The following is a 24,450-nucleotide window of genomic DNA, read 5'->3' on the forward strand; positions in this document are numbered from 1 at the left end:
GGGAACAACCGGGGAACAGGACCGGTTGAGAGCAGTATCGACGAAAGGGGCGGCATCATGGCGACGACGACGGCGGCACGACCGATACCCACCGGCGCGCGCGAGATCGAGGGCCGCGACAGCGTGGGGCTCTACCTCGACGAGATCGCGCGCAACCCGCTCCTGGACGCTGCGACCGAGGTCGAGCTGGCCAAGACGATCGAGGCCGGCCTGATGGCCCAGCACCTGCTCGACACCGGGAGGATCGCCCGGGCCAAGGGCGGTGCGCCGATGCGCGCCAGCCGTGAGGAGCTCGAGTGGCTGGCCGAGGAGGGCCAGAAGGCCATCGACACCTTCATCACCGCCAACCTGCGGCTCGTCGTGTCGATCGCGCGCAAGTACGGCCGCGCGCAGATGCCGATGCTCGACCTGATCCAGGAGGGCAACACCGGCCTGATCCGCGCGGTCGAGAAGTTCGACTACGCCAAGGGCTACAAGTTCTCCACCTACGCCACCTGGTGGGTGCGCCAGGCGATCACGCGCGGCATCGCCCAGCAGGCGCGCGTCGTCCGTCTCCCCGTCCACGTCGTGGAGGAGCTCAACCAGGTCGGCGGAGCGCGCCGTACCCTCGAGCGCCAGCTGGGCCGCGAGCCGGAGCCGGAGGAGATCGCCACCGAGCTCGGCATGGACGTCGACCGCGTGCTCGACCTGCTGTCGTGGGGTCGTGAGCACGTCAGCCTCGACACGCCCATCGACGAGGACGGCGACACCTCGCTGGGCGACCTGATCGCCCAGGAGTCCACGCCCGGCCCGGATCTCGACGTGCTCGACCACGAGTCGCGCGAGCGGCTCAGCGCCCTGGTCGGCCAGCTCGACCCGCGCTCGGCCGACATCATCCGGTCGCGCTACGGGCTGGTCGACGGTCGCCAGCACAAGCTGGCCGACATCGGCGTGAAGCACGGCATCAGCGCCGAGCGCGTGCGCCAGCTCGAGCGTGAGGCGCTCCAGCGACTGCGTCGCCTCGGCGACCCCGACCTGGCTGCCTGACCGGCCGGGTCCTCCTTCACCGCCCGCGCCGGGAGCGCTGCCACGCTCCCGGGTCGCGGGCGGTGGCGCGTCCGGAGCAGCGCGAGTGGGTCAGTCGTCCCCGCCGCCCTCGGGCCCCACGGGCACGGGCGGGACGCCGTCGGCGGGGTGCAGCGCCACCAGCGCCGTGGCCGGCACCAGGGCGGGCAGCTCCCGCCAGCGTTCGGTCGGTTCCCTCATGCCACCAGACTACGCCGCGTCGGGGTCGTCAGTAGCCGAGCGCGGTGAGGCGTGCAGCGGCTGCCTGGGCACGCGCCGTCACGTCCTGCGGCACCGCCACTTCGTCGGCGACCCGCTGCTGCCACATCTGCAGCGCCACGACCCGTGACGCCGCCTCCTCCGCGCGCTCGCGGGGGACCTCGCCGCTCTGGATCGCCCGGGTGACGAGGAGGTGGGTCTGGGCCGGGTCGACCGGCATGAGCAGCAGGTCCGCCCCCGCGTTGAGTGCCTTGATCGCGGGGAAGGTCTCGCTCAGCGCCGCGCCCATCCCGAGGGAGTCGGTGATGGCGACGCCCTCGAACCCGAGGTCGTCGCGGAGGTAGTCGTAGACGTCGGGCGCCTGGCTCGACGGCAGGCCGGGCTGCAGTGCCTCCACGTCGAGGTGGGCCATCATGATGCTCGGCGCACCGGCCTCGACGGCGGCCTCGAACGGCTTGAGGTCGCGCGCCTCCAGCTGCTTCATCGAGGTCCCGAGCACGGGCAGCGTCTCGTGGCTGTCAGCCGTCGCGCCGCCGTGGCCGGGGAAGTGCTTGGTCGTGGAGACCAGCCCGGCGTCGTCGTAGCCGGTCACGGCCGCCGCGACCGCGCGCGAGGCCAGTCCGGGGTCGGAGGACGGCGAGCGGCTGCCGATCGTGGGGTCGGCGGCACCGATGGTCACGTCGGCGACCGGGGCGAAGACCCAGGTGAAGCCGAGCGACCGCAGCTCCAAACCGGTGGCCCGCGCCGCCTGGGTCACCGCCCTCTCCCCCACGCGTCCCGCGCCGGCGATGGCCGTGCCCGCGGCCTGGAAGGCCGGGAACTCGGTCGCCACCCCGCGCAGGTGCGACACGGTGCCGCCCTCCTCGTCGACGCCGATGACCGCCGGCCAGTCGCGCCCGTCGATCGCGTGGGCCTCCTCCACCGCCTGCGTCGTCGCGGCGACCTGGGCCGCGTCGGCGACGTTGCCGGAGGTGACGCAGACGCCCGCGAGGTGGAGGTCGCGCACCATGGCGGCCGGCACGGCCGGGTCGGTCCCGTCGTAGCGGCCCACGATGACCTGGCCGGCGAGCTCGGCCGGCGAGAAGCCCGCCACCACCTCGCGCGCCCGGTCGAGCTCACCCTCGGTCGGCCCCCACGACGTCGAGGTGTCCGGATCGGTGGTCGGCTCCTCGGCCGGCTCCGGCCCCGACGACGTGGACGGGGCGGACGGCGCCTCGCTGTCCGAGGGGGCCGGGTCACCGCCACAGCCGGCGACCAACGCGGCGACGGTCAGGAGGGCGAGGACGGGGTGGAGCAGACGCACCCCGGGACGCTAACCCGCGAGCGCCTCGTGGACCTCATCGACCCGGGCCCGCAGCTCCTCCAGCGACCCGGTGTTCTCGATGACGTGGGTGGCGACCGACAGCCGTTCCTCCCGCGTGGCCTGGGCGGCCACGCGGGAGCGGGCGTCCTCCTCGCTCATGCCGCGCAGCGTCACCATCCGCTCGAGCTGGGTCTCGACCGGCACGTCGACGACCACGACGGCGTCGAAGGACGCGGCCTGGCCGGTCTCGGTGAGCAGCGGGATGTCGTGGACCACGAGTGCCCCGGCCGGTGCCGAGGCCTCGATCTCGGCCGCCCGCGCGCGGACGCGCGGGTGGATGATCGACTCGAGCGTGCGTCGCTTGGACTCGTCGGCGAACACGAGGGCTCCGAGCGCCGGCCGGTCCAGCGAGCCGTCCGGTCCGAGCACCTGCTCCCCGAACGCGGCGACCACCGCCCTCAGGCCGTCGGTGCCCGGCGCGACCACCTCGCGTGCGAGCAGGTCGGCGTCGATGACCACTGCGCCCCGCTCGGCCAGCATCGCCGACACCGTGCTCTTGCCCGAGGCGACCCCGCCCGTCAGTCCCACGCGCATGCCGCGACCCTAGCGGCCGGCAGGCGTAGTCTGGGCAGGGGCGCCCGCACGAGAGCGACACGACCATGGACCGCCTGAAGCGCTTCACCATCTGCAAGCTGGCCGGCCACAGGTGGCTCAAGATCGGCTATCCGGCCGGTCGCGACGGCGAGAGGTCGGGCACGTTCCTCCGTTGCCGTCGCTGCGGCAAGGAGAACCACGATGCCGGCACCGTCGCGCGCGGGCCCAGCCCGATCGCCTGACGACCCACGCTGGCCGAGCCGACGCCGGGCGGTCGGCACGACCTGCCCGGCCGAGGTGAAGCTGTCGACGCGTTCCCAGGAGGATGCCACCTCCGGCTAGGGTCGCGCACGTGTTCCCCGACCTCCCGCCCGGAGCACGGGTGGCCCTGCTCCAGCCGGGTTCGACCCCCTACGTCGAGACCGTCGTCGGCCTGCTGGCCGCCGGGGTCTTCCCGGTGCCGCTCGACCCGCACCTCACCGCCGTCGAGCGCGAGCGGGCGCTGGCGGACGTCGATCCTGTGCTCGTGGTCGACACTCCCGAGGCGCTGGCGTCGCTGCACGCGTCGATCCCTCCCGCCCGTCGACACGGGCTCCCGCTGGGGCGGCCGATGCACGTCACGAGTGGCACCACCGGACGTCCCAAGGCGGTCTTCAGCGGCGTGCTCGGGGAGGATGCGGCGACCGCCCTCCTCCAGGAGGAGCGCGAGCTCTGGGGGTTCCGCGAGGACGACGTGAACCTGGTCGTCAGCCCGATCCACCACAGCGCGCCGCTGCGCTTCGCGACCGGCACCCTGCTCGCCGGCGGGCGCCTGGTCTTCGCGGGCGCGTTCGACGCTGCCCGGCTGACGGAGCTGATCGCGACCGAGCGGCCGACCACGATGTTCGTCGTCCCAACCCACCTGCACCGGCTGCTGGCCCACTGGGACGCCGACGGCGCACCCGACCTCTCCTGCGTCCGACTGCTGGCCCACGCCGGAGCAGCCTGCCCGCCGGACCTGAAGCGCCGGCTGGTCGAGACATTCCCACCAGGCTCGACCTGGGAGTTCTACGGGTCCACCGAGGGGCAGTTCACCGCCTGCCGTTCCGAGGAGTGGCTGCAGCGTCCCGGCACGGTGGGCAGGGCGCGGCCCGGTCGCCGCATCTCCGTGGACGACCGCGGCACCGTGTGGTGCGTCGTGCCGCCGCACGCCCGCTTCGACTACTTCCGGTCCCCCGGCAAGACCGCCGAGGCCTGGCGCGCGACAGCGGAGGGACCGGCGTTCACCGTCGGCGACCTCGGGCGGCTCGACGACGACGGCTACCTCTACCTCGACGGCCGGCGCGAGGACCTCGTGATCAGCGGTGGCGTGAACGTCTATCCGGTCGAGGTCGAGAACGCCCTGCGTGAGCACCCGGGGGTCGTCGACGTCGCCGTCTACGGGGTCGCGGACGCCGAGTGGGGGCAGCGCGTCTGCGCCGCGGTCGTCGGCACGGCGTCGGTCGAGGACCTGACGGCGTACGCCCGCGAGCGGCTGTCACCGGCCAAGCGCCCGCGGACCTGGCGCTTCCTCGACGAGCTGCCGCACACGCCGACGGGGAAGGTGCTGCGCAGCGCGCTGGGCTGACCCCGCACTTCCCGGGCGGGTACTGTGACGGGCACCACAGTCTCGGGAGGACTCATGAGCACCGGCATCGTCCGTGAGCAAGGTCAGTACGACTACGAGCCAGGAGACCGCGAGCCGGCACGACCACCGCGGACCACGTGGGCGCTGCGCGCCCTCGGCGTCGCGCTGGCCGCCGTCGTCTACCTGGCGATGGGCGCAGCCGACCTCTCCCAGGACGGCCGGGTGGTGGCCACCATCGCCACGCTCATGGCGGTGTGGTGGATGACCGAGGCGATCCCGCTCTCGGCGACCGCCCTGATCCCGATGGTCGCCCTCCCGACCTTCACGGACCTCGACATCGACGAGGCCACCGCCCCCTATGCCGACCCGATCGTCTTCCTGTTCCTCGGTGGCTTCCTGATCGCCATCGCGATGCAGAAGTGGAACCTCCACCGACGGATCGCGCTGCTCACGCTGCGGCGCGTCGGCACCCATCCGCGCCGGATCATCCTCGGCATGATGATCGCGACCGCGTTCCTGTCGATGTGGGTCTCGAACACCGCGACCACGCTGATGATGCTTCCGATCGCCCTGTCGGTGCTGACGCTGGTCATCGAGAACAGCGCGACGACCGGCGACGAGTCCGTCGACGAGGACGAGCTGCGCCAGCGTCTCGCCGGCAGCGAGACGATCCGCGACATCGTCGACGACAAGGGCGTCCGCATCTTCGGCGTCGCGCTCCTGCTGTCGGTGGCGTGGGCCGCCTCCATCGGCGGTCTCGGCACCCTGCTCGGCAGCCCGCCCAACGCGATCGTGTCGGGCTACATCAGCACCGAGATCGGGACCGACATCGGCTTCGCCCAGTGGATGATGCTGGGCGTCCCCATCGTCGTCGTCTTCATCGGCCTGGCCTGGTTCCTCATCACCCGGGTCATGTTCCGGTTCTCGCTCGACTCGATCCCGGGCGGCGCCGAGCTCATCGAGCGCCAGATCGACGAGCTCGGGCCGGTGAGCCGCGGGGAGCGCGTCGTCCTGACCGTCTTCTCTGCTGCGGCGTTCCTGTGGATCGTCCCCGGTCTGCTCGCGAGCATCGGCTCGATCGGCGAGCAGGCCCCCTGGCTCGACAGCTTCGACGACACCGTCATCGCGATCGGCGCAGGGCTGGTCATGTTCCTGATCCCGGCCGACCGGGACCACCGGATGACACTGGAGTGGGAGGACGCCGAGGAGGGCCTGCCCTGGGGCGTGCTGCTGCTGTTCGGCGGCGGGCTCAGCCTCGCCGCGGCCGTCGCCGCCACCGGCCTCGACGAGTGGTTCGGCACGCAGGTGAGCGGCCTCGGCGCCCTACCCGTGGTGCTGCTCCTGATGGCGGTCGTCGCTCTGGTCCTCATGCTGACCGAGGTCACGTCCAACACCGCCACCGCGGCAACCTTCATCCCGGTCCTCGGCGGCGTCGCCGTGGGCATCGGCGTCGACCCCGTGACCCTGCTGATCCCGGCTGCCCTGGCCGCCACGTGCGCGTTCATGCTCCCGGTCGGCACCCCGCCCAACGCCATCGTCTTCGGCAGCGGGGCGGTCCGGATCAGCGAGATGGCACGTGGGGGCGCGGTGCTCAACGTGGTCGGCGTCCTGCTGATCACGCTGTTCACCGTGGCGATCGGACCCTTCGCCCTGGGCCTGGTGATCTAGCCGGTCCGCTGCCGGCTCAGGACGCCGCGAAGGTCCTGCGGTACTGCTGGGGCGACACTCCGCGGACGCGGGCGAAGTGGTGACGCAGGGCCGCGGCGTTGCCGAACCCCACCTCCGTCGCGATCCAGTCGACGGAGTGGTCGGTCTGCTCGAGGAGCTCCTCGGCCGCCTGGACCCGCTGGCGCGTGACCCAGGCGTGGGGAGTCGTCCCGGTCTCGTCACGGAAGCGGCGCGCGAACGTCCGGGGCGACATGTGGTTGCGCCGGGCGAGGGCGTCGACACCGAGGTCGTCGGCCAGGTTGTGGGTGATCCAGGTCAGGAGCGGGCCCAGGGTCTCGGCGTCGCAGTCGGGCACCGCACGCGCGATGTACTGCGCCTGGCCACCGTCTCGGTGGGGCGGCACCACGATGCGCCGGGCGGTGCTGGCGGCGACCCGCGCGCCGAAGTGCTGCCGCACCAGGTGGAGCGAGGCGTCGATGCCCGCGGCGCTGCCGGCCCCGGTCAACACGGTGCCGTCCTGGACGTAGAGGACGTCCGGCCGGACGCGGGCAGCCGGGTAGGTCTGCTGCATCAGCTCGGTGTAGCGCCAGTGGGTCGTGCACTCCCGGCCGTCCAGGAGGCCCGCGGCGGCGAGCTCGAACGCGCCCGAGCAGTGGGCGTAGACGATCGCTCCGCGGGCGTGCGCCGCGCGCGCCACGTCGAGCACTGACTCGTCGTGGACGAGGAAGTCGTGCTTCGGGGAGAAGCACACGAGATCTGCGTCCTCGGTGGCCTCGAGGCCGAGGTCGACGTGAAGGTCGAATCCGGACCTGCCCCGTACGCGGCCCGGCCGCGGGGTGCAGACGCGGAAGTCGAAGACGGGGTTGCCGTCGTCCGCGTGGTAGGGCTCGCCCCACACCTCGACCAGGGACCCGAGCCCGAAGGGCTCCGCCCCGTCCTGGACCACCACCGCGACCGTCTGCACGACACCATGCTTGCGCAGTTCTGGCAGAAAATCAACGACACCTGACTTCTCTGCCACTCGTGGCCGGATCTCGACGGAGGCAGACTTACTGCCATGTTCGAGCTGATGATCTTCCTGGCCATCGTCTCCGTCACCGCGGTGATCGGAGCGGCACTCCGCGACATCCACGACGACGACCCCACCCGGTCGGCCGCCTACCTCCCGCCCGCCAGCCACCACCAGGACTCGTTCGCGCCGCACCACCGCTGACGATCCTCCGGACGCAGATCGGCCCGGCACCCCTCGCGGGGTGCCGGGCCGATCGCTGTCGCGTGGTGCCTACCGGTGGGTCACTGGCCGCCGGTGAGCTTCTCGCGAAGCGCCTGCAGGGCCTCGTCCGAGGCGAGCGAGCCGGAGCCGGAGCCGGTGTCGCCTCCCTCGGCCTGCGGGGCGTCGCCACCCGAGGAGTAGGACGTGGCCTCGCCGGCCTCGACCTCGGCCTTGGCGGCCTCGGCCTGCTGCTTGACGTGGGCCTCCCAGCGGGCGTGGGCCTTGGCGTACTGCTCCTCCCACGTGGCGCGCTGCTCGTCGTAGCCCTCGAGCCACTCGCCGGTCTCCGGGTCGAAGCCCTCGGGGTAGATGTAGTTGCCCTGCTCGTCGTAGGACGCGGTCATGCCGTAGAGCGTCGGGTCGAACTCGTCGACGTCGGCCGCGGTCGCGGTCTCGTTGGCCTGCTTGAGGGACAGCGAGATCCGGCGACGCTCGAGGTCGATGTCGATGATCTTGACCATGACGTCGTCGTTGACCTGGACGACCTGCTCGGGAATCTCCACGTGGCGCTCGGCCAGCTCGGAGATGTGCACGAGGCCCTCGATGCCCTCCTCGACGCGGACGAAGGAGCCGAAGGGCACCAGCTTGGTGACCTTGCCGGGCACGATCTGACCGATCTGGTGGGTGCGGGCGAAGTGCTGCCAGGGGTCCTCCTGCGTCGCCTTGAGCGACAGCGAGACCCGCTCGCGGTCCATGTCGACGTCGAGCACCTCGACGGTGACCTCGTCACCGACGGTGACCACCTCGGAGGGGTGGTCGATGTGCTTCCAGGACAGCTCGGAGACGTGGACGAGACCGTCGACGCCGCCGAGGTCGACGAACGCACCGAAGTTGACGATCGAGGAGACGACACCCTTGCGGATCTGGCCGCGCTGGAGCTGGGTGAGGAAGCCGTGGCGGACCTCGGACTGGGTCTGCTCGAGCCAGGCACGGCGCGACAGGACCACGTTGTTGCGGTTCTTGTCGAGCTCGATGATCTTGGCCTCGAGGGTCTGGCCGACGTAGGGCTGCAGGTCGCGGACGCGACGCATCTCGACGAGGGAGGCGGGCAGGAAGCCGCGCAGGCCGATGTCGAGGATGAGGCCGCCCTTGACGACCTCGATGACGGTGCCCTCGACGACGCCGTCCTCCTCCTTGACCTGCTCGATGGTGCCCCAGGCGCGCTCGTACTGGGCGCGCTTCTTGGACAGGATCAGGCGGCCTTCCTTGTCCTCCTTCTGGAGGACGAGGGCCTCGACCTTGTCGCCGACCTCGACGACCTCGTTGGGGTCGACGTCGTGCTTGATCGAGAGCTCGCGGCTCGGGATCACGCCCTCGGTCTTGTAGCCGATGTCGAGCAGGACCTCGTCCCGGTCGACCTTGACGATGGTGCCATCCACGATGTCACCGTCGTTGAAGTACTTGATGGTCTCGTCGATCGCGGCGAGGAAGTCCTCTTCGGACCCGATGTCGTTGACCGCAACCTGCGGCGCGTCGTAGTCCGGGAGAGCGGAGATGGTGCTCGTCATAAGGGAAGTGAATCCTTGGTGGTCAGAAGTCGTCGGGCGCGCGCACGAGGCCCGTTTCACTACCGCCCAGATGATGCCGAAGGCATTAGCGAGCCCGTATCCACTCCATGTCGGGAGGGCAGGCCTGATGACGCAGTTGTCCAGACTACGCGCCGGGCGTGTCGCCGTCCATTCGGCGGCGGACCTCCGCCAGCTCCTGCCGCAACGCCCTGACCTCACCCGTCAGCGCCTCGACATCGCGCTGCGTCACCTGATCCACGGCCTCCTCCTCCTCGGCCACCCGGCTGATGAGCCACCCCGCGACCGTTGCGGTCACGACACCGATCAGGGCGATGCCGCAGAACATCAGCACCGCCGCGACGGCGCGTCCGGTGCCGGTCGTCGGGTAGGTGTCCCCGTAGCCCACGGTGGTCACCGTGGTCGCCGCCCACCACAGGGCGTCGTCGAAGGAGTCGATCACCGATCCCGGGCGGCCCCGCTCGGCCTGGAGCATGAACAAGGCGCAGACGGTGATCAGCAGGGCCGAGGAGGTCGCCACGTAGAGCGCGACCCGCCCGCGCGAGGCGCGCCCGGCCTGGCGGTCGAGGATGCCGATGACGCTGAGCACGCGCAGCAGCGAGAGCGGGCGCAGCATCGGCACCAGGACGAGCACCACGTCGAGCGGACTGTGGGTCACGAAGTGGACGCGGTTGTTGCTGAGGACGATGCGCACGACGAAGTCCGCGGCGAACACCACCCACGAGGCCAGCGCCAGGGCCCAGCAGACGGTCCGCACGGTCGTCGAGGCGTCCGGCTCGATGATCGGCCACCCGAAGGCGACCAGGAACAGCAAGGCGGCCAGCATGAGCACCGGTCCGGTCCGTTCCTCCCAGCGCTCACGACGCTCCTCGCCCAGCTCACCGGCCATGGGCGTCAGGGTAGGGCCAGCGTCGCCCCGAGGTCCTGCGCCGTGCCGCCGTGGCGCCCGGCGAAGGCGCCGAGCGCCGCCTCCCGGAACTCGCCGGCGGGCGCTCTGGTGAGCAGGTGGGCCAGGTCGGCCAGCGGGTCACCGGCGTGGGCGGATCCCCAGCCGGTCACGGCCCGCACCTCCAGGGTCTCGGTGTCGAGGAGGACGTGTCCCGGATCGAGGGACCCGTGGACGAGGGCGGTCCGCTCCGGGTGCTCACGGTCGGCACGGTCGGCCCACTTCCCCACGGTCAGGTCACCGTCGACGAAGGGACCCGGTCGCAGCAGCGGCATGCCGGCGATGACGGCCGCGATGGTGCCCAGCGACCGGCCGACCCGGGCCCGTCCCTCCCCGTCGAGGTCGGGGAGGAGCTTGTCGGCGGTCACGCCGGGGACGAACGACGTCACCAGCAGCCCGGGGGCGCCGACCGCAGGGTCGGGGCGCCGTGCCTCGAGGACCTCGGGGACGGGCACGAGACCGCGCACGAGCCGCAGCAGCGCGGCGTCGATCTCGGCCGCGGCGTCGCCTCGATCGCCGGGATCCGCGTAGATCCGGACCACGCACCGGTCCCCCGCGACCACGCCGAGGAACGTCTGCCCCGAGCTGCTGCCCTCGAGCGGGGTCAGCGAGCTCAGGTCCATGGCCGTAGTCTCTCGTGCGTGGAGGAGGTGTGGCCGCAGCCCTCGGTCAGCGTCGAGCGCCGGCCGGTCGACGAGGCGGAGTCGCGACGTGCGAACGGCCCCGACTGGGACCGCTACGCCGACGAGTACCAGGCCACCCACGGGTCCTTCCTCGGCGACATCGGGTTCGTGTGGGGCCCGGAGGGACTCACCGAGGAGGTGGCCGGCGTCCTCGGCCCCCTGTCCGGACGTGACGTCCTCGAGCTCGGATCGGGTGCCGGCCAGTGCTCGCGCTGGGTCGCCTCGCGGGGCGGGCGCGCCGTCGGCCTCGACCTGTCGCACCGCCAGCTCCAGCACTCGCGCCGCATCGACGAGCAGAGTGGTGTCAGCGTCCCGTCCGTGCAGGGCACGGCGACCGCGCTGCCCTTCCGTGACGGGTCGTTCGACGTCGTCTTCTGCTCCTTCGGAGCGCTGCAGTTCGTCGCAGACATCGACGACGCGGTGGCGGAGGCCGCACGTGTGCTGCGTCCGGGCGGACGGTTCGCCTTCTCGATCACGCACCCCACGCGGTGGATGTTCCCCGACGACCCGGGCGAGGGCGGGCTGGTCGCCAGCCAGCCGTACTGGGACCGGACGCCCTACGTCGAGATCGACGACGACACCGGGCTCGTGGCCTACGTCGAGCACCACCGCACCCTCGGCGACTGGGTGCGGGTGCTGGCCCGGCACCGCTTCTCCCTCGTCGACCTCGTGGAGCCGGAGTGGCCGGCCGACCACGACCGGGTCTGGGGCGGCTGGTCCCGCACGCGGGGACTCCTCACCCCCGGCACGGCGATCTTCTCCGCGGACCTCCCCGCCTGACGCACCACGGCGCCGCCCCCACGCGGGGACGGCGCCGTGGCCGGGTGGTGTGGTGGACCTCCGGGATCAGGCCAGGCGGCGACGGAGCAGCAGCCCGCCGGCACCCGCGCCGAGCAGCGCGAGCGCGGCGACGCCCCGCTTGGTGTTGCGCGACCCCTGGCCGTCGTCGCCGAGCAGCTCGTAGCTGTAGGCGGTCAGACCCTGGGCACCCTCGGGCGCGCCGTAGGCCATCTTCTCGGCGTCGGCGCGGTCCGCGCCGGCCTTGATGGTGGCGTAGAGCTTGCCGTAGTCCTGCGCAGTGTCCTCGCCGGCCTCGATCAGCTGGGACATGCCCTCGGTGGAGAGGCGGCCCGCGCCGTCGACCAGCTGGGGCGCGCCGTCCTCGGCCTGCGACAGGCCGTCGGCGAGACGCTCCGAACCGTCGGCCGCGTCGCCGAGGCCGTCGGCGAGCTGGCCGGCGCCGTCGCTGGCCTGGCCGGTGCCGTCGGCCAGCTGGCCGGCACCGTCGGCGAGCCGGCCGAGGCCGTCAGCCAGGTCACCGGAGCCGTCGTAGGCCTGTCCCGCGCCGTCGGCCAGCTGGAAGACACCGCTCACAGCGGCGGTCAGCCCGACCTGAAGCTCCGCGAGTCCGTCACGGACCTGCTTGCTGCCACCGGCCAGCTTCTTGGCGCCGGCGTTGAGCTGCTGGGCGCCCGCCAGACCGTCCTCGAGGCCGCTCTGGAGGCTCTCCATCCCCGGGATCAGCAGGTTGTCCAGGGAGAACAGCGCCTGCTCGAGGCCGCTCGACACCTGGCCGAGCACGCCGGACGCCTGGGTGAGGTCGGTGCGGTTCTGGGTCACGCCGGCCTGCAGGCCGTTGATCGTCGGCTCGCAGGCCGGCTCGTCGGCGTCGCAGAAGTTGCGCAGCGACTCCAGCCCACCCGCAAGCTGGTCGAGGCTGCCGCCGCCGGCGAGGGCGCCGTCCAGCCGTGACTTCACCGCGTCCACGCCGCACTTGGCCTTCGAGAGACCGCTGCCGGTGGGCGGCGTCGCCGTGCAGTTGCCATCCTCGCCGCGCATGACGTTGAGACCGGCCTTGAGCTGGTTGGCGCCGCTGACGGCAGCCGGCAGCCCGGACTCGAGCTGGTCGAGCCCGTAGAGCAGCGTGTCCGGGGTCGTGGTGGAGCCGAAGCCCGCGACGATCTGGTCCATTCCGGCGCGCAGCTGCTTGACGCCGTCGAGGGCCTTGGGCAGGCCGTCGACCGCCGACAGCTGGTCGAGCCCGCCGCTGATCTTCCCGAGACCGGCCTCGAGGTCCTGGCTACCCGACGAGGCCTTCTGGCTGCCGTCGGCGAGCTGGCCGGCGCCGTCGTCGATCTGGCCGAGGCCGTCCGCGAGCTCCCGGGCACCGGGAGCGGCCTCGCCCGCGAGACCGGCGGCGAGCTGGTCGCCGCCGTCGCTGAGCTGGATCAGCCCGTCGAGGAGCTGGGCAGCGCCGTCGCGGAGCTTGAGCAGGTTCTCGTCGATGAGGGTCGCGCCCTCGGTCAGGCGGATACCCGTGTCGGAGCCGCTCTGGTAGCTGTCGCCGGCGGTCTTGAAGGTCGGGACCTCGAGCGGGTTCACGGGCAGCGCGGTCACCGAGGTGGCCGGGACCACCGCGTCCGAGACCTGGGCCTTGTAGCTGAACTCCATCTCGTCCGAACCCAGCGGCGGGAAGAGCGTCATCGTGAACGACAGCTTGGTGCCGCCCTTGCCGTCACCGGCGATGTTGGCCTGCTCGGAGGTCACGTCGGTGAAGCTCGGCGGCACCGTCAGCGCCATCGAGCCCACGATCGGGATCGGGACGTCGACGGTCTCGGTCATGGTGCCGCCCTTGCCGTCGGGGAAGGACACCTCCTGCGGCTGGGCCGTCACGTTGCGGACGGTGTAGACGACCTCGAGCTCGCCGCTCTTCCCGACGAGGTCACCGGGCTCGATCTCCTCACCGTCGAGGAGGTAGGTGATGTCGAACTCGAGCGGCAGGTCGCCGGTGTAGTCGCTGACCGAGCGGAGCCGCTCGTAGCCGTCGACGGTCACCGACACGTCCTGGACGCCGTCCTCGGCGGACACGCCGCCGAACCCGTCGAGGTTGCGCAAGCCGTCGGTCTCGACCGGGTTGGCGACGTCGACGGTGCCGTCACCGGTGAAGGAGAGCTGCTCGTAGACGCTCTGGCGCTCGATCTCGCCGTCGGAGTTGATGTAGACCTGCACGGTCTCGGTGTTGACGACGTCGACGTCACCGCTGTCGTCCGCGGCGACCGCGCCGGGGGCGATCGCGACCGCACCGAGGGCGAGGGCGGCCAGTCCGGCGCCGAACACGTGGCTCTTGCTCAGTCGGGTGCTCACTCGGGTGCTCACTGGGCGTCCTCCAGGACCTCGTCGCGGTGGGGGGTGGTCTCGGTCGCGCGCTCGCGTGCCGGGGCAGCGAGCGAGGCCGCGGCGAAGCCGACGGCGATGCAGAGCACGAGTCCCGTGATGGTGTTGGTGGCGTTCTCGACCACCCGCGGCGGAGCCAGGGTGTAGGTCGCCTCGAAGGCGCCCGCGAAGGTGGCGGCACCGAGGAGCCCGGACCACAGCGGGAGCCGGCCCAGGCTGACGGCCGCGACGACGACCAGCAGGCCGACGACCAGGGCGGCGAACACCGCGCGGCCCCCGGTCGTGTCGGGCAGCACCGCTGCCCGGACCAGGTAGCCGACGAGGGTCACCACGACGCCGAGCGCGAAGCCGGCGAGCCGGCGGCCGACGCCGGCGTCGGGGACGAGGGCGACGACCGCACCGGCGGCCACGCCCAACAGGGCGACGGACTCGACGTCGAGGTCGAGCCAGTCCCCCAGCAGGACAGTCAGAAAGGCCGCGGCGACGAGCAGCAGGCCGGAGATCAAGGTCTTACGCATGACGGATCAGGCAGGTCCTCCCAGTTCACGGCCTCCCAACCGTGGACCGCGCACCCGCTGCGCAGTCGCCGGAGTATACGCACAAGTAACCTGCGTCCGCCGATTCATCGTGACGACTGTCACCGACGTGTGGGCGAGCCGTGGCGACGGGCTGCCACCGCCTAGGCTCGCCCGGTGACCAGTGCGTCGGAGCAGTCCGCCAGCGGATCGGGGACCGCTCTGCGCGGGGGCGCACAGATCGCGGTGGCCGTCGGGGTCATGAACGTGGCGACCTACGGCTTCACGATGCTGGCGGCCCGGCTCCTCGGTCCGGGCGCCTACGGTGGCTTCGCCGCCGTGATGAACGTGCTGATCGTCATCAGCGTCGCCGCCCTCGCGCTGCAGGCCACCGCCGCGCGACGGATCGCCTCCGACCATCACCACGTGGCCCAGATCGAGCGGACCGTGCTCCGCACGAGCTGGACGGCCGGCCTGGCCATCGGCGCCGCACTGGTGATCCTCTCCCCCGTCCTCGACCGGCTGCTGCGCCTCGACGACCTGCGCATCGCCTGGCTGGTGGCGTTCTCCGCGGTCTTCCTCACGGTGATGGGCGGCCAGGCCGGCGTGCTCCAGGGCGAACGGCGCTGGGCCCCGCTCGCGGTGCTGTACGTCGCCACCGGGGTGCCGCGCCTCGTCGTGGGCACCGCACTTCTCGCCTGGCGACCCAGCGAGGCCGCGGCCGTCGCGGCGGTCGCCCTCACCACGGTCGCGCCGGTCGTCGTCGGCTGGTGGGCGCTACGCGGTGACCGGGCCCCCGGTCCCGAGGCCACTCGCCACGCGGGGCGCTCGGTGCTGCGTGAGTCGGCCCTCAACTCGCAGGCCCTGCTGGCCTTCTTCGCCCTCTCCAACCTCGACGTGGTCGTCGCCCGCAACGTGCTCGACGACCACGCCAGCGGCCTCTACGCCGCCGGCCTGATCCTCACCAAGGCCCTGCTCTTCCTCCCGCAGTTCGTGGTGGTGCTGCTGTTCCCCGACATGGCGGCCCAGCGTCGTGGCCGTCCGCTGGTCGCCGGGACCGTCGTGATCTCGGCCCTCGGGGCCGCCGGCGTTCTCGCCTGTTGGCTGCTCCCCGAGCTGGCGCTGGTCTTCGTCGGTGGCGACGCGTTCGCCGAGGTCGGTGACCAGCTGTGGTCCTTCGCCCTGCTCGGCACGGTGCTCGCCGTGCTCCAGCTGCTGGTCTACTCGGTGCTCGCCAGCGACGGGCGCGCGAGCAGCGCCTGGGTCTGGCTCGCGTTGCTCGTCATGCTGGCGGTCGGCTCGACCGCGGAGACGGCGGCCGGTCTCGTGACCCGGGTCGTGGCGGTCGACACCGCACTGCTGCTGGTGCTGCTGGGCGCCGCGAGCCGGCGACGGTCGGAGCCCGCCGGCTCCTAGTGGGCGGCCTCGTGCCAGCTGCGGCCGGTGCCGACGGAGACGTCGAGGGGCACGGTCAGGTCGGCTGCCGCACCCATCTGCTCGCGGACCAGCGTGTCGAGCTGGTCCCGCTCCCCCGGAGCGACCTCGAGGACGAGCTCGTCGTGGACCTGGAGCAGCATCCGTGACGCCAGTCCCTCGGCCTCGATGGCGCGCTGCACGTGGAGCATGGCGACCTTGATCAGGTCGGCGGCCGAGCCCTGGATCGGGGCGTTGAGCGCCATCCGCTCGGCCATCTCCCGCCGCTGGCGGTTGTCACTGGTGAGGTCGGGCAGGTAGCGACGGCGACCCCAGATCGTCTCGGTGAACCCGGAGCGGCGCGCCTCGTCGACGATCCCGGCGAGGTAGTCGCGCACCCCGCCGAAGGTCTCGAAGTACTCCTCCATGAGCCCTCGGGCCTCGGAGGGCTCGATGCGGAGCTGCTGGGAGAGCCCGAAGGCGGACAACCCGTAGGCCAGCCCGTAGTTCATCGCCTTGATCTTGGCGCGCATCTCCGTCGTGACCTCGCCCGGCTCCACGCCGAAGACCCGGGCCGCAGTCACGGCGTGGAAGTCGCGACCCGAGCGGAACGCCTCGATCAGCAGCTCGTCCTCGGAGAGGTGGGCCATGATCCGCATCTCGATCTGGCTGTAGTCGGCGGTCATGAGCGACTCGTAGCCGTCGCCCACGACGAAGCCCTCGCGGATCCGGCGGCCCTCCTCGGTGCGGACGGGGATGTTCTGGAGGTTCGGGTCGGTGCTGGAGAGGCGGCCGGTCGCGGCGATGGTCTGGTTGAAGGTCGTGTGGATCCGCCCGTCGGGAGCCACCGTCTTGAGCAGTCCCTCGATCGTCTGGCGCAACCGCGCGACGTCGCGATGGCGCAGGAGCGCGGTGAGGAAGGGGTGCTCGGTCTTCTCGTAGAGCGACTGGAGCGCGTCGGCGTCGGTGGTCCACCCGGTCTTGGTGCGCTTGGTCTTCGGCATCTGGAGCTCGTCGAACAGCACCACCTGGAGCTGCTTGGGCGACCCGAGGTTGATCTCCTTGCCGATGACCGCGAAGGCGTCCTCGGCCGCACGCTTGACCTCGTCCGCGAAGTGGGTCTCGAGCGCCTCGAGGTGGTCGTGGTCGACCGCCACCCCGACCTGCTCCATGCGCGCCAGCAGGTCGACGAGCGGCAGCTCCATCTCGGCGAGGAGCCGCGCGCCACCGTGCTCCTCGACCGCACCGTCGAGCGTCTCGGCGAGGTCGAGCACGGCGCGCGCCTGGAGCATCGCGGCCTGCTCGGCACCGCTCCCGGAGGCGTCGTCCTCGAAGAGCAGCTCCCCCTGGCCGGTGTCGGCCGCACCCGAGCGCAGCTCGCGCTTGAGGTAGCGCAACGTGAGGTCGGCGAGGTCGTAGGAGCGCTGGTCGGGCCGCACGAGGTAGGCCGACAGAGCGGTGTCGCAGACCAGCCCGCGCAGCGTCCAGCTGCGGGCGGCGAGCGCGAGGATCGGGCCCTTGGCGTCGTGGAGCACCTTGGCGCGCGTGGGGTCGCCGAGCCAGGCCAGCAGCGCGGCGTCGTCATCGGGCGACACCTCGCTCGCGTCGAGCCAGGCGGCGGTGCCGTCGGCCGCGGCGAAGGCGAGGGACCACACCTCGCCGGTGCCGGCGCGCCACGAGCCCTGGACGGCCACGCCGGTGCGGGCGTCACCGGCCGCATGGGTGGACAGCCACGCCCCGACCGCGCCCGGGGCGAGCCGCTCGCCGGTGAGGTCGAAGCCGCTCTCGTCGATCGGCTCCGCGCCCTCGCTGTCGGCGACCTCGAGCAGCCGGGTCCGCAGGTCGCCCCGGAACTCGAGCTCGTCGAGCAGCTCGAGGCCGGAGGTGCGGTCCCAGGTGGTCAGCGCCAGGTCCGTGGGCGTGAGCTCGAGGTCGAGGTCGCGCACGAGCTCGTTGAGGTGGCGGTTGCGCATCACGTCGGCGAGGTGCTCGCGCAGCGACTCGCCCTTCTTGCCGGTGATCTCGTCGGCGCGGGCGATGACGTTGTCGAGGCCGTCGTAGGTGTTGATCCACTTGGCGGCGAAGCCCTGACCGACCCCCGGCACCCCCGGGAGGTTGTCGGAGGTCTCACCGACCAGCGCCGCGAGCTCGGGGTAGCGCGCCGGCGGCACGCCGTACTTCGCCTCGACCGCCTCGGGCGTCATGCGGGCGAGCTCGGAGACACCGCGCATGGGGTAGAGCACCGTGCAGGTGTCGGTCACGAGCTGGAGGGAGTCGCGGTCACCGGTGAGGATCAGCACCTCCAGGCCCTCGGCCCCGGCCTGCGTCGCGAGGGTGGCGATGATGTCGTCGGCCTCGAACCCCTCCTTCTGGAGGTGGGGGATCCGCAGCACGTCGAGCATCCGCTGGATCAGCGGCAGCTGGGAGGAGAACTCGGACGGGGTCTTGTTGCGGCCGGCCTTGTAGTCGGCGTACTGCTCGAGGCGGAAGGTCTGGCGCGACTTGTCGAAAGCCACGCCGACATGGGTCGGCTGCTCGTCGCGGAGCACGTTGACGAGCATCGAGGTGAAGCCGTAGACGGCGTTGGTGTGCTGGCCCTCGACCGTCGAGAAGTTCTCGACCGGGAGCGCGAAGAACGCGCGGTAGGCCAGCGAGTGGCCGTCGAGCAGGAGCAGGCGCGGGGTCTCTGGCACGCCCGCGACTCTAGCCGCCGGCAGTGACAGGGCGGCCGCCGGTCAGGCCTCCGGGGACTCCCCCCGGCGCATCGAGCGACGTGCCGCGAGGACCCTCGGCAGGTGGCGGCTCGCCGGGCGCCCCACCCCCGGTCGCTGGGCCGGCCAGAGGGCCTGGAGGCGCCCCCGCACCACGCTGGTCGGGGCCACGCGCAGCGTGGCCGCCGGACCGAGCGCCAGCCGCGCCATGAAGCGCTGGGAGTCGCGTGCGCCGGAGTTCACGGCGGTGCCGACATGACCGACACCGAGCTCCTCGGCGAAGGCCACGGCCGCCTCCATCAGCGCCGACCCGATGCCGTGCCGGCGGAACTCTGGCAGCACGTGGGGCGAGATCGCCTGCACGACCGGTTCGAGGTTGATGGGGCTGAAGGTGGTGACCTTGAGGTGCACAGCGCCGGCCACGGCACCGTCGAGCTCGGCGACGACGATCCGCTCCTCGTGGAGGGCGGACACCCGGTCGACGATGCGGCGTACGTCCTCGACCTGCTGGTCGCGGTCGGCACGGCGCAGCACGTCGGCCCAGATCAGCGTCAGCGAGGGGACGTCGGAGTCCTTCGCCGGACGCATCAGCGGCTGGGAACGCATGTCGCTCCTCGCGTGTCGGCCGGCCCACTCCAGCCCCCGACGGCCCGGCACCTGTGACGAGACTACGCTCGGCCTTCCCCGTCTGTCAGAGGAGACCCCCTGTTCCCCGGAATCGGCACCCTGGTCAACGTCGTCACCGTGCTGGTGGGCGCCGGGCTCGGCGTGCTCCTCGGACACCGCCTCACGCAGCGCACCCGCGATGTCGTCACCGACGGCCTCGGCCTGGTCACCCTGCTGATCGCGGCACTCTCAGCGGCCAGCGTCACCGACCCGGCGCTCTCGGCCGCGATCGGCGACAGCGCGCCGATGCTGGTCGTGCTCGGCTCGCTGCTCGTCGGCGGCATCGTCGGGTCGCTGCTGCGGCTCGAGCAGCGGGTCGAGGGGCTGGGGGCCTGGCTGCAGGCCCGGCTGACCCGGGAGGAGGGCTCGGCCGAGCGCCGGCGGTTCGTCGAGGGCTTCGTCGCTGCGTCCCTGCTGTTCTGCACCGGACCGCTCACGGTCCTCGGCTCGCTCAACGACGGGCTGGGACGCGGGGCCGACCAGCTCTTCCTCAAGGCCGCGCTCGACGGCTTCGCGGCTCTTGCGTTCGCGGCGTCCTTCGGATGGGGCGTGGCCGCCAGCGCGCTCACCGTCGTCGTCGTCCAGGGCGGGCTGACCGTCGCCGGCGTCCTGCTGGGCGACGTGCTCCCGGACGCCCACGTCGCCGCCCTCACCGCCGTGGGCAGTCTGCTCCTCGTGGGGGTGGCGCTGCGGCTGCTCCGCGTGAGGGAGATCCCGGTCGCCGACCTGCTCCCGGCGCTCGTGGTGGCACCTCTCCTGGTCTCTTTCGCGGCCGCGCTCCGGTAACGCCTGGGTAACGCCTCGGAGTCGCCCGTCCACCTGGCCCTGCTGTCGGTATTGTGCGGCGGGTCACGACGCCGCCCGGGCGTCGGAACGGAGGACCCTTGCACTTGCTCAGGCACACCTCACGATCTCGGTTGGCTGCGGTCGGAGCGCTCGTCGTGGCGTTCCTGGCCGTGGTCGCACCGGCGGTCCCGGCCCAGGCTGCGGTGCCCGCCGCCGAGTCCGGCGGCCGGTGCAGCTACGAGGACCACCCGGAGGGTGAGATCCACATCAAGGGCTGTCTCCGTGACGAGCGCGACGACCCGCCCAGCCCGGTCGAGGGCGTCGCGGTCACCGTCGAGGACGAGTCCGGCACCGTCATCGGCGAGGACACCTCCGACGCCAACGGCATCTTCGACATCCCGCTCGAGGGCGACCCGTTGAAGATCCTCGGCCAGACCTTCGTCGTGAAGATCGACGAGAGCACCCTTCCCGACGGCTCGGGGCTGCGAGACCCCGACAAGGTCGAGGTGACGATCCGGTTCACCACGACGGGCGACCAGAGCGTGATCTTCCCGATCGGCGACCCGCTCGCGGGTTCGTCCGGAAAGCTCGTGCAGGCTCTGCAGCTGACCGTCGGCGGCCTGGTCTTCTCCTCGTTGCTGGCCATGGCGGCACTCGGCCTGTCGATGATCTTCGGCACCACCGGGCTCACGAACTTCGCCCACGGCGAGCTGATCACGTTCGGCGCGATCGTGGCGTTCGCGATCGACCGCCTGCCGGGGCAGATATCGATCGGGGGGGCCAACATCACCGTGATCGTCGGCGTCATCGGTGCGTTCATCGTCTCCGCCGCCTTCGGCTGGCTCAACGACGCCGCCCTCTGGCGGCCGCTGCGCAAGCGGGGCACCGGCGTCATCGCGATGATGATCGTGAGCATCGGTCTCTCGCTCTTCCTGCGCAACCTCTACCAGTACTTCGCTGGGGCGCAGAGCCAGAACTACTCGCAGTACTCCGCGGTGACCCCGTGGGAGATCGGTCCGCTGCTGATCACCCCCAAGGAGGTCGCGGTCTTCCTGATCGCCATGGCCGTCCTGCTCGGGACCACCGCGCTGCTGCAGTACACCCGGCTGGGCAAGGCCACCCGCGCCGTCGCCGACAACCCCGCGCTCTCCTCCGCCACGGGCATCAACGTCGAGCGCGTGATCTCGATCGTCTGGATCGGCGGTGCCGCGCTCGCGGGACTGGCCGGCGCACTGCTGGGCCTGACCCAGGGGTTCGACTACCAGATCGGGTTCAAGCTGCTGCTCCTCGTCTTCGCCGCGGTCGTGCTCGGCGGTCTGGGCACCATCTGGGGCGCCATCGTCGGCGCCTTCATCATCGGCCTGTTCACGGAGCTGACCACGCTCTTCGTCCCGGCCGAATTCAAGTTCGTGGGCGCACTGCTGCTGCTGATCGTGGTGCTGCTGATCCGACCCCAGGGCCTGCTCGGTCGAGCCCAACGGGTCGGCTGAGGGAAGGACGCGACATGGACATCGGCAATCTTCTGGGGTTCTCCCTCGAACAGGCCCTCGGCCCGACGGCGATCATCTACTGCCTGGCGGCCATCGGCCTCAACGTGCACTTCGGCTACACCGGACTGCTCAACTTCGGCCAGGCCGGCTTCATGCTGGTCGCCGGCTACTCCGTCGGCGGCGCGGTCACGATCTTCAGCTCCTCGCTGTGGATCGGCCTGGTCGTCGGACTGCTCCTGTGCGTGGTGCTCGCCCTGCTGCTCGGCATCCCGACGCTGCGGCTGCGAGCCGACTACCTCGCCATCGTGACCATCGCGGCGGCCGAGATCATCCGCCAGACCATCGGTGCGGCCTCCTTCTCCAGCACCTTCGGTGGCCAGGACGGCATCACCGACTTCATCGGTGGCTTCCGGGCCGCCAACCCCTACACCGAGCGGGTGGACCTCGGGCTCGTCCAGTGGAGCGCCTACGACGCGTGGGTCATGACCGTCGGCTGGTCGCTGGTGGCCGTGTGCTGCCTGCTGATCTGGCTGCTCATGCGCAGCCCGTGGGGCCGGGTCCTGAAGTCGATCCGCGAGGACGAGGACGCCGTACGCTCGCTCGGCAAGAACGTCTACTCCTTCAAGATGCAGGCGCTGGTGATCGGCGGCGTGATCGGTGGACTCGCCGGTGTCATGACGTCGCTGCGATCCGCTGCCGTCGGTCCGTCGTTCTTCGCCACCGACGTCACGTTCTTCGCCTACACCGCGTTGCTGATCGGCGGCGCGGCCCGGGTGCTCGGCCCGGTCGCAGGCGCCATCATCTTCTGGTTCCTCATCAACTTCCTCGGGTCGTTCTTCAGCCAGGCCACCCGCAGCGAGCTGATCCCGACCTGGATCATGGACTCGCAGCAGGCCAGCCTGATGCGCTTCATCATCACCGGGCTCGGGCTGATGCTGCTGATGATCTACCGACCACAAGGGATCTTCGGAGACCGAAGGGAGCTGGCGCTCGATGCCCGCTGACGTGACCACCACGCCCGAGGACGGTGCACCGGTCGAGAACGCGACCGGCGTCGACGTCTCGGCGGCCAGGGCCGCCCTGCGCGACGTACCGCACGAGCCCGGGGCGCCGAAGCCCGACCCGATCGTGGTCGCCGACGGGATCCGACGCCAGTTCGGCGGCCTCACGGCCGTCGACGTCCAGCACGTCGAGATCCAGCGCGGCGTGATCACCGCGCTGATCGGACCCAACGGTGCCGGCAAGACGACCTTCTTCAACCTGCTCACCGGCTTCGACAGGCCCAACGAGGGGACCTGGTCCTTCAACGGCACGCCGCTGAACAAGGTGCCCGCCTACAAGGTGTCCCGGATGGGCATGGTCCGCACCTTCCAGCTCACCAAGGTCCTCTCCAAGCTGACCGTGATCGAGAACATGCGCGTCGGCGCCACCGGCCAGAAGGGCGAGTCGCTGCTCCAGGCGATGTTCTCCTTCCTCTGGCGCGACCAGGAGCACGGCAACACCGACCGTGCCGACGCGCTGCTCGAGCGATTCCTGCTCATCAAGAAGCGCGAGGACTTCGCCGGATCGCTCTCGGGGGGCCAGCGCAAGCTGCTCGAGATGGCGCGCGCCCTGATGGCCGACCCCGAGCTGGTCATGCTCGACGAGCCGATGGCCGGGGTGAACCCGGCGCTGAAGCAGTCGTTGCTCGGCCACGTGAAGGCGCTGCGAGACGAGGGCCGCAGCGTGCTCTTCGTCGAGCACGACATGGACATGGTGCGCGATATCTCCGACTGGGTGATCGTCATGGCCCAGGGTCAGGTCGTCGCCGAAGGTCCGCCCGACGCGGTCATGAGCGACCAGCGCGTGATCGACGCCTACCTGGGCTCGCACCACGACCAGGACCTCAGCGAGGACATGGAGGACCAGATCCTCGCCGAGGCGCAGGCCGAGATCGACTCCGAGCACGACGGATCGTCCCAGGAGGACTCCCGTGAGTGAGACCAACACCCCGACCGTCGACCGGAGCGGCCACGAGAAGGCCGCCGAAGGCGCGGTGCTGCGGGCCGACAACCTGATCGCCGGCTACCTGCCTGGGGTCAACATCCTCAACGGCGCCGACCTCTACTGCCAAGAAGGCGAGCTGGTCGGCATCATCGGGCCCAACGGCGCCGGCAAGTCGACGCTGCTGAAGTCGCTCTTCGGCCTCGTGAAGGTCAGCTCCGGCACCGTTCGACTCAAGGGCGACGACATCACCAACGAGCGTGCCGACACCTTGGTCACCAAGGGAATCGGCTTCGTCCCCCAGACCAACAACGTGTTCCCCTCGCTGACCATCCAGGAGAACCTGGAGATGGGCGTCTACCAGCGTCCGACCTCGTTCCGGAAGCGGTTCGAGTTCGTCGGCGAGCTGTTCCCCGCGCTGCTGGACCGGCGCAGCCAGCGCGCCGGCTCCTTGTCGGGCGGGGAGCGGCAGATGGTGGCGATGGGCCGCGCGCTGATGATGGAGCCGTCGGTGCTGCTGCTCGACGAGCCGTCCGCGGGCCTCTCCCCCGTGCTGCAGGACGAGGTGTTCGTGCAGACCCGACGGATCAACCGCGCGGGCGTCTCGGTGATCATGGTCGAGCAGAACGCCAGCCGCTGCCTCCAGATCAGCGACCGGGGCTACGTCATGGACCAGGGAACCAGCGCCTACACCGGCACCGGGCGTGACCTCATCAAGGACCCGAAGGTCATCGAGCTCTACCTCGGGACGCTCGGCAAGAACTGACCCGCTCCGCGCCGTACGACGTACGCACGCCCCCGGTCCAGCTGGACCGGGGGCGTCGTGCTGGCGTCGCGGGTTACCCCGCCC

23 protein-coding genes are annotated in these 24,450 nt (G+C 71.4%); 12 read left to right on the forward strand and 11 right to left on the reverse strand.

The window, feature by feature from the left end:
• The first annotated feature begins 57 nt into the window (after positions 1–57).
• On the forward strand, positions 58–1,026 hold the full coding sequence (locus ABD091_RS01250) for a sigma-70 family RNA polymerase sigma factor (protein WP_343915297.1): 969 nt from the start codon (positions 58–60) through the stop codon (positions 1,024–1,026).
• A gap of 90 nt (positions 1,027–1,116) precedes the next feature.
• Here ABD091_RS01250 and ABD091_RS01255 read toward each other — a convergent pair whose 3' ends face one another.
• Genes ABD091_RS01255 through coaE form a run of 3 tightly spaced genes read right to left on the reverse strand, consistent with a single transcriptional unit; the run spans position 1,117 to position 3,160 of the window.
• Complete coding sequence (locus tag ABD091_RS01255; RefSeq protein WP_343915298.1) at positions 1,117–1,245, reverse strand: hypothetical protein; 129 nt, start codon at positions 1,243–1,245, stop codon at positions 1,117–1,119.
• Positions 1,246–1,273: 28 nt separating this feature from the next.
• Entirely contained in the window at positions 1,274–2,566 is a 1,293-nt protein-coding gene (locus tag ABD091_RS01260; RefSeq protein WP_343915299.1) for a glycoside hydrolase family 3 N-terminal domain-containing protein, read from the reverse strand.
• A 9-nt stretch (positions 2,567–2,575) separates the two neighbouring features.
• A complete protein-coding gene (gene coaE, locus ABD091_RS01265; protein ID WP_343915300.1) occupies positions 2,576–3,160 on the reverse strand; it encodes a dephospho-CoA kinase in 585 nt (194 codons plus the stop codon).
• A gap of 65 nt (positions 3,161–3,225) precedes the next feature.
• Here coaE and ABD091_RS01270 point away from each other — a divergent pair, with 65 nt between their 5' ends.
• From ABD091_RS01270 to ABD091_RS01280, 3 genes are all read left to right on the forward strand, one after another.
• On the forward strand, positions 3,226–3,402 hold the full coding sequence (locus ABD091_RS01270) for a hypothetical protein (RefSeq protein WP_343915301.1): 177 nt from the start codon (positions 3,226–3,228) through the stop codon (positions 3,400–3,402).
• Positions 3,403–3,512: 110 nt separating this feature from the next.
• Entirely contained in the window at positions 3,513–4,766 is a 1,254-nt protein-coding gene (locus ABD091_RS01275) for a class I adenylate-forming enzyme family protein (RefSeq protein WP_343915302.1), read from the forward strand.
• Positions 4,767–4,820: 54 nt separating this feature from the next.
• On the forward strand, positions 4,821–6,434 hold the full coding sequence (locus ABD091_RS01280; RefSeq protein WP_343915303.1) for an SLC13 family permease: 1,614 nt from the start codon (positions 4,821–4,823) through the stop codon (positions 6,432–6,434).
• A 16-nt stretch (positions 6,435–6,450) separates the two neighbouring features.
• On the opposite strand, the gene ABD091_RS01285 is transcribed toward ABD091_RS01280, so the two are convergent.
• A complete protein-coding gene (locus ABD091_RS01285) occupies positions 6,451–7,398 on the reverse strand; it encodes a GlxA family transcriptional regulator (RefSeq protein WP_343915304.1) in 948 nt (315 codons plus the stop codon).
• Between the two features lie 93 nt (positions 7,399–7,491).
• Here ABD091_RS01285 and ABD091_RS01290 point away from each other — a divergent pair, with 93 nt between their 5' ends.
• The gene (locus ABD091_RS01290) at positions 7,492–7,647 is read left to right on the forward strand and encodes a hypothetical protein (protein WP_343915305.1); all 156 of its coding nucleotides are present in this window, start codon (positions 7,492–7,494) and stop codon (positions 7,645–7,647) included.
• Positions 7,648–7,727: 80 nt separating this feature from the next.
• Here ABD091_RS01290 and rpsA read toward each other — a convergent pair whose 3' ends face one another.
• The 3 genes from rpsA to ABD091_RS01305 all read right to left on the reverse strand — a co-directional run bounded on the left by rpsA (position 7,728) and on the right by ABD091_RS01305 (position 10,802).
• Positions 7,728–9,215: a 30S ribosomal protein S1 gene (rpsA, locus tag ABD091_RS01295; protein WP_343915307.1), complete on the reverse strand. Its 1,488-nt coding sequence runs from the start codon at positions 9,213–9,215 to the stop codon at positions 7,728–7,730.
• A gap of 145 nt (positions 9,216–9,360) precedes the next feature.
• A complete protein-coding gene (locus ABD091_RS01300; protein ID WP_343915308.1) occupies positions 9,361–10,122 on the reverse strand; it encodes a potassium channel family protein in 762 nt (253 codons plus the stop codon).
• A gap of 5 nt (positions 10,123–10,127) precedes the next feature.
• Positions 10,128–10,802, reverse strand: coding sequence for a phosphotransferase family protein (locus ABD091_RS01305; RefSeq protein ID WP_343915309.1), 675 nt, complete (start codon positions 10,800–10,802; stop codon positions 10,128–10,130).
• A gap of 18 nt (positions 10,803–10,820) precedes the next feature.
• Between ABD091_RS01305 and ABD091_RS01310 the strand changes: the two genes are divergently transcribed.
• Positions 10,821–11,642, forward strand: a complete 822-nt coding sequence (locus ABD091_RS01310; RefSeq protein WP_343915310.1) for a class I SAM-dependent methyltransferase — start codon at positions 10,821–10,823, stop codon at positions 11,640–11,642.
• 66 nt (positions 11,643–11,708) lie between these two features.
• Here the strand turns inward: ABD091_RS01310 and ABD091_RS01315 are convergent, their stop codons facing one another.
• Complete coding sequence (locus ABD091_RS01315) at positions 11,709–14,006, reverse strand: hypothetical protein (protein WP_343915311.1); 2,298 nt, start codon at positions 14,004–14,006, stop codon at positions 11,709–11,711.
• Between the two features lie 8 nt (positions 14,007–14,014).
• Complete coding sequence (locus ABD091_RS01320) at positions 14,015–14,554, reverse strand: hypothetical protein (protein WP_343915312.1); 540 nt, start codon at positions 14,552–14,554, stop codon at positions 14,015–14,017.
• Between the two features lie 174 nt (positions 14,555–14,728).
• On the opposite strand from ABD091_RS01320, the gene ABD091_RS01325 reads away from it, so the two are divergent.
• On the forward strand, positions 14,729–15,967 hold the full coding sequence (locus tag ABD091_RS01325; protein ID WP_343915313.1) for a lipopolysaccharide biosynthesis protein: 1,239 nt from the start codon (positions 14,729–14,731) through the stop codon (positions 15,965–15,967).
• Here the strand turns inward: ABD091_RS01325 and polA are convergent.
• Together polA and ABD091_RS01335 are read right to left on the reverse strand one after the other, a co-directional pair.
• Positions 15,964–18,657 (reverse strand): DNA polymerase I, encoded by a 2,694-nt coding sequence (gene polA, locus ABD091_RS01330; protein WP_343915314.1) that lies wholly within the window; start codon positions 18,655–18,657, stop codon positions 15,964–15,966. The genes ABD091_RS01325 and polA overlap by 4 nt on opposite strands.
• 42 nt (positions 18,658–18,699) lie before the next feature.
• A complete protein-coding gene (locus ABD091_RS01335) occupies positions 18,700–19,281 on the reverse strand; it encodes a GNAT family N-acetyltransferase (RefSeq protein WP_343915316.1) in 582 nt (193 codons plus the stop codon).
• A 120-nt stretch (positions 19,282–19,401) separates the two neighbouring features.
• Here ABD091_RS01335 and ABD091_RS01340 point away from each other — a divergent pair, with 120 nt between their 5' ends.
• From ABD091_RS01340 to ABD091_RS01360, 5 genes are all read left to right on the forward strand, one after another.
• Positions 19,402–20,127 carry a DUF554 domain-containing protein gene (locus ABD091_RS01340; RefSeq protein WP_343920851.1) on the forward strand — a complete coding sequence of 242 codons (726 nt, stop codon included), beginning with the start codon at positions 19,402–19,404 and terminating at the stop codon, positions 20,125–20,127.
• A gap of 131 nt (positions 20,128–20,258) precedes the next feature.
• The gene (locus ABD091_RS01345) at positions 20,259–21,617 is read left to right on the forward strand and encodes a branched-chain amino acid ABC transporter permease (protein WP_343915318.1); all 1,359 of its coding nucleotides are present in this window, start codon (positions 20,259–20,261) and stop codon (positions 21,615–21,617) included.
• A 14-nt stretch (positions 21,618–21,631) separates the two neighbouring features.
• Positions 21,632–22,621 carry a branched-chain amino acid ABC transporter permease gene (locus ABD091_RS01350; protein WP_343915319.1) on the forward strand — a complete coding sequence of 330 codons (990 nt, stop codon included), beginning with the start codon at positions 21,632–21,634 and terminating at the stop codon, positions 22,619–22,621.
• A complete protein-coding gene (locus ABD091_RS01355; protein WP_343915320.1) occupies positions 22,611–23,597 on the forward strand; it encodes an ABC transporter ATP-binding protein in 987 nt (328 codons plus the stop codon). The genes ABD091_RS01350 and ABD091_RS01355 overlap by 11 nt, the downstream gene beginning before the upstream one ends.
• Positions 23,590–24,366, forward strand: a complete 777-nt coding sequence (locus tag ABD091_RS01360; protein ID WP_343915321.1) for an ABC transporter ATP-binding protein — start codon at positions 23,590–23,592, stop codon at positions 24,364–24,366. The genes ABD091_RS01355 and ABD091_RS01360 overlap by 8 nt, the downstream gene beginning before the upstream one ends.
• Positions 24,367–24,450: the final 84 nt, after the last annotated feature.

The organism is Nocardioides aestuarii, from assembly GCF_039527245.1.
In the GTDB taxonomy this organism is placed as follows: Bacteria; Actinomycetota; Actinomycetes; order Propionibacteriales; family Nocardioidaceae; genus Nocardioides; species Nocardioides aestuarii.

Excerpts from the sequence above, each read along its gene's own strand:
- ABD091_RS01250 (WP_343915297.1), top strand. The coding sequence starts at position 58 with ATGGCGACGACGACGGCGGCACGACCGATACCCACCGGCGCGCGCGAG.
- ABD091_RS01255 (WP_343915298.1), bottom strand. The coding sequence starts at position 1,245 with ATGAGGGAACCGACCGAACGCTGGCGGGAGCTGCCCGCCCTGGTGCCG.
- coaE (WP_343915300.1), bottom strand. The coding sequence starts at position 3,160 with ATGCGCGTGGGACTGACGGGCGGGGTCGCCTCGGGCAAGAGCACGGTG.
- ABD091_RS01270 (WP_343915301.1), top strand. The coding sequence starts at position 3,226 with ATGGACCGCCTGAAGCGCTTCACCATCTGCAAGCTGGCCGGCCACAGG.
- ABD091_RS01280 (WP_343915303.1), top strand. The coding sequence starts at position 4,821 with ATGAGCACCGGCATCGTCCGTGAGCAAGGTCAGTACGACTACGAGCCA.
- ABD091_RS01290 (WP_343915305.1), top strand. The coding sequence starts at position 7,492 with ATGTTCGAGCTGATGATCTTCCTGGCCATCGTCTCCGTCACCGCGGTG.
- rpsA (WP_343915307.1), bottom strand. The coding sequence starts at position 9,215 with ATGACGAGCACCATCTCCGCTCTCCCGGACTACGACGCGCCGCAGGTT.
- ABD091_RS01300 (WP_343915308.1), bottom strand. The coding sequence starts at position 10,122 with ATGGCCGGTGAGCTGGGCGAGGAGCGTCGTGAGCGCTGGGAGGAACGG.
- ABD091_RS01305 (WP_343915309.1), bottom strand. The coding sequence starts at position 10,802 with ATGGACCTGAGCTCGCTGACCCCGCTCGAGGGCAGCAGCTCGGGGCAG.
- ABD091_RS01320 (WP_343915312.1), bottom strand. The coding sequence starts at position 14,554 with ATGCGTAAGACCTTGATCTCCGGCCTGCTGCTCGTCGCCGCGGCCTTT.
- ABD091_RS01335 (WP_343915316.1), bottom strand. The coding sequence starts at position 19,281 with ATGCGTTCCCAGCCGCTGATGCGTCCGGCGAAGGACTCCGACGTCCCC.
- ABD091_RS01350 (WP_343915319.1), top strand. The coding sequence starts at position 21,632 with ATGGACATCGGCAATCTTCTGGGGTTCTCCCTCGAACAGGCCCTCGGC.
- ABD091_RS01355 (WP_343915320.1), top strand. The coding sequence starts at position 22,611 with ATGCCCGCTGACGTGACCACCACGCCCGAGGACGGTGCACCGGTCGAG.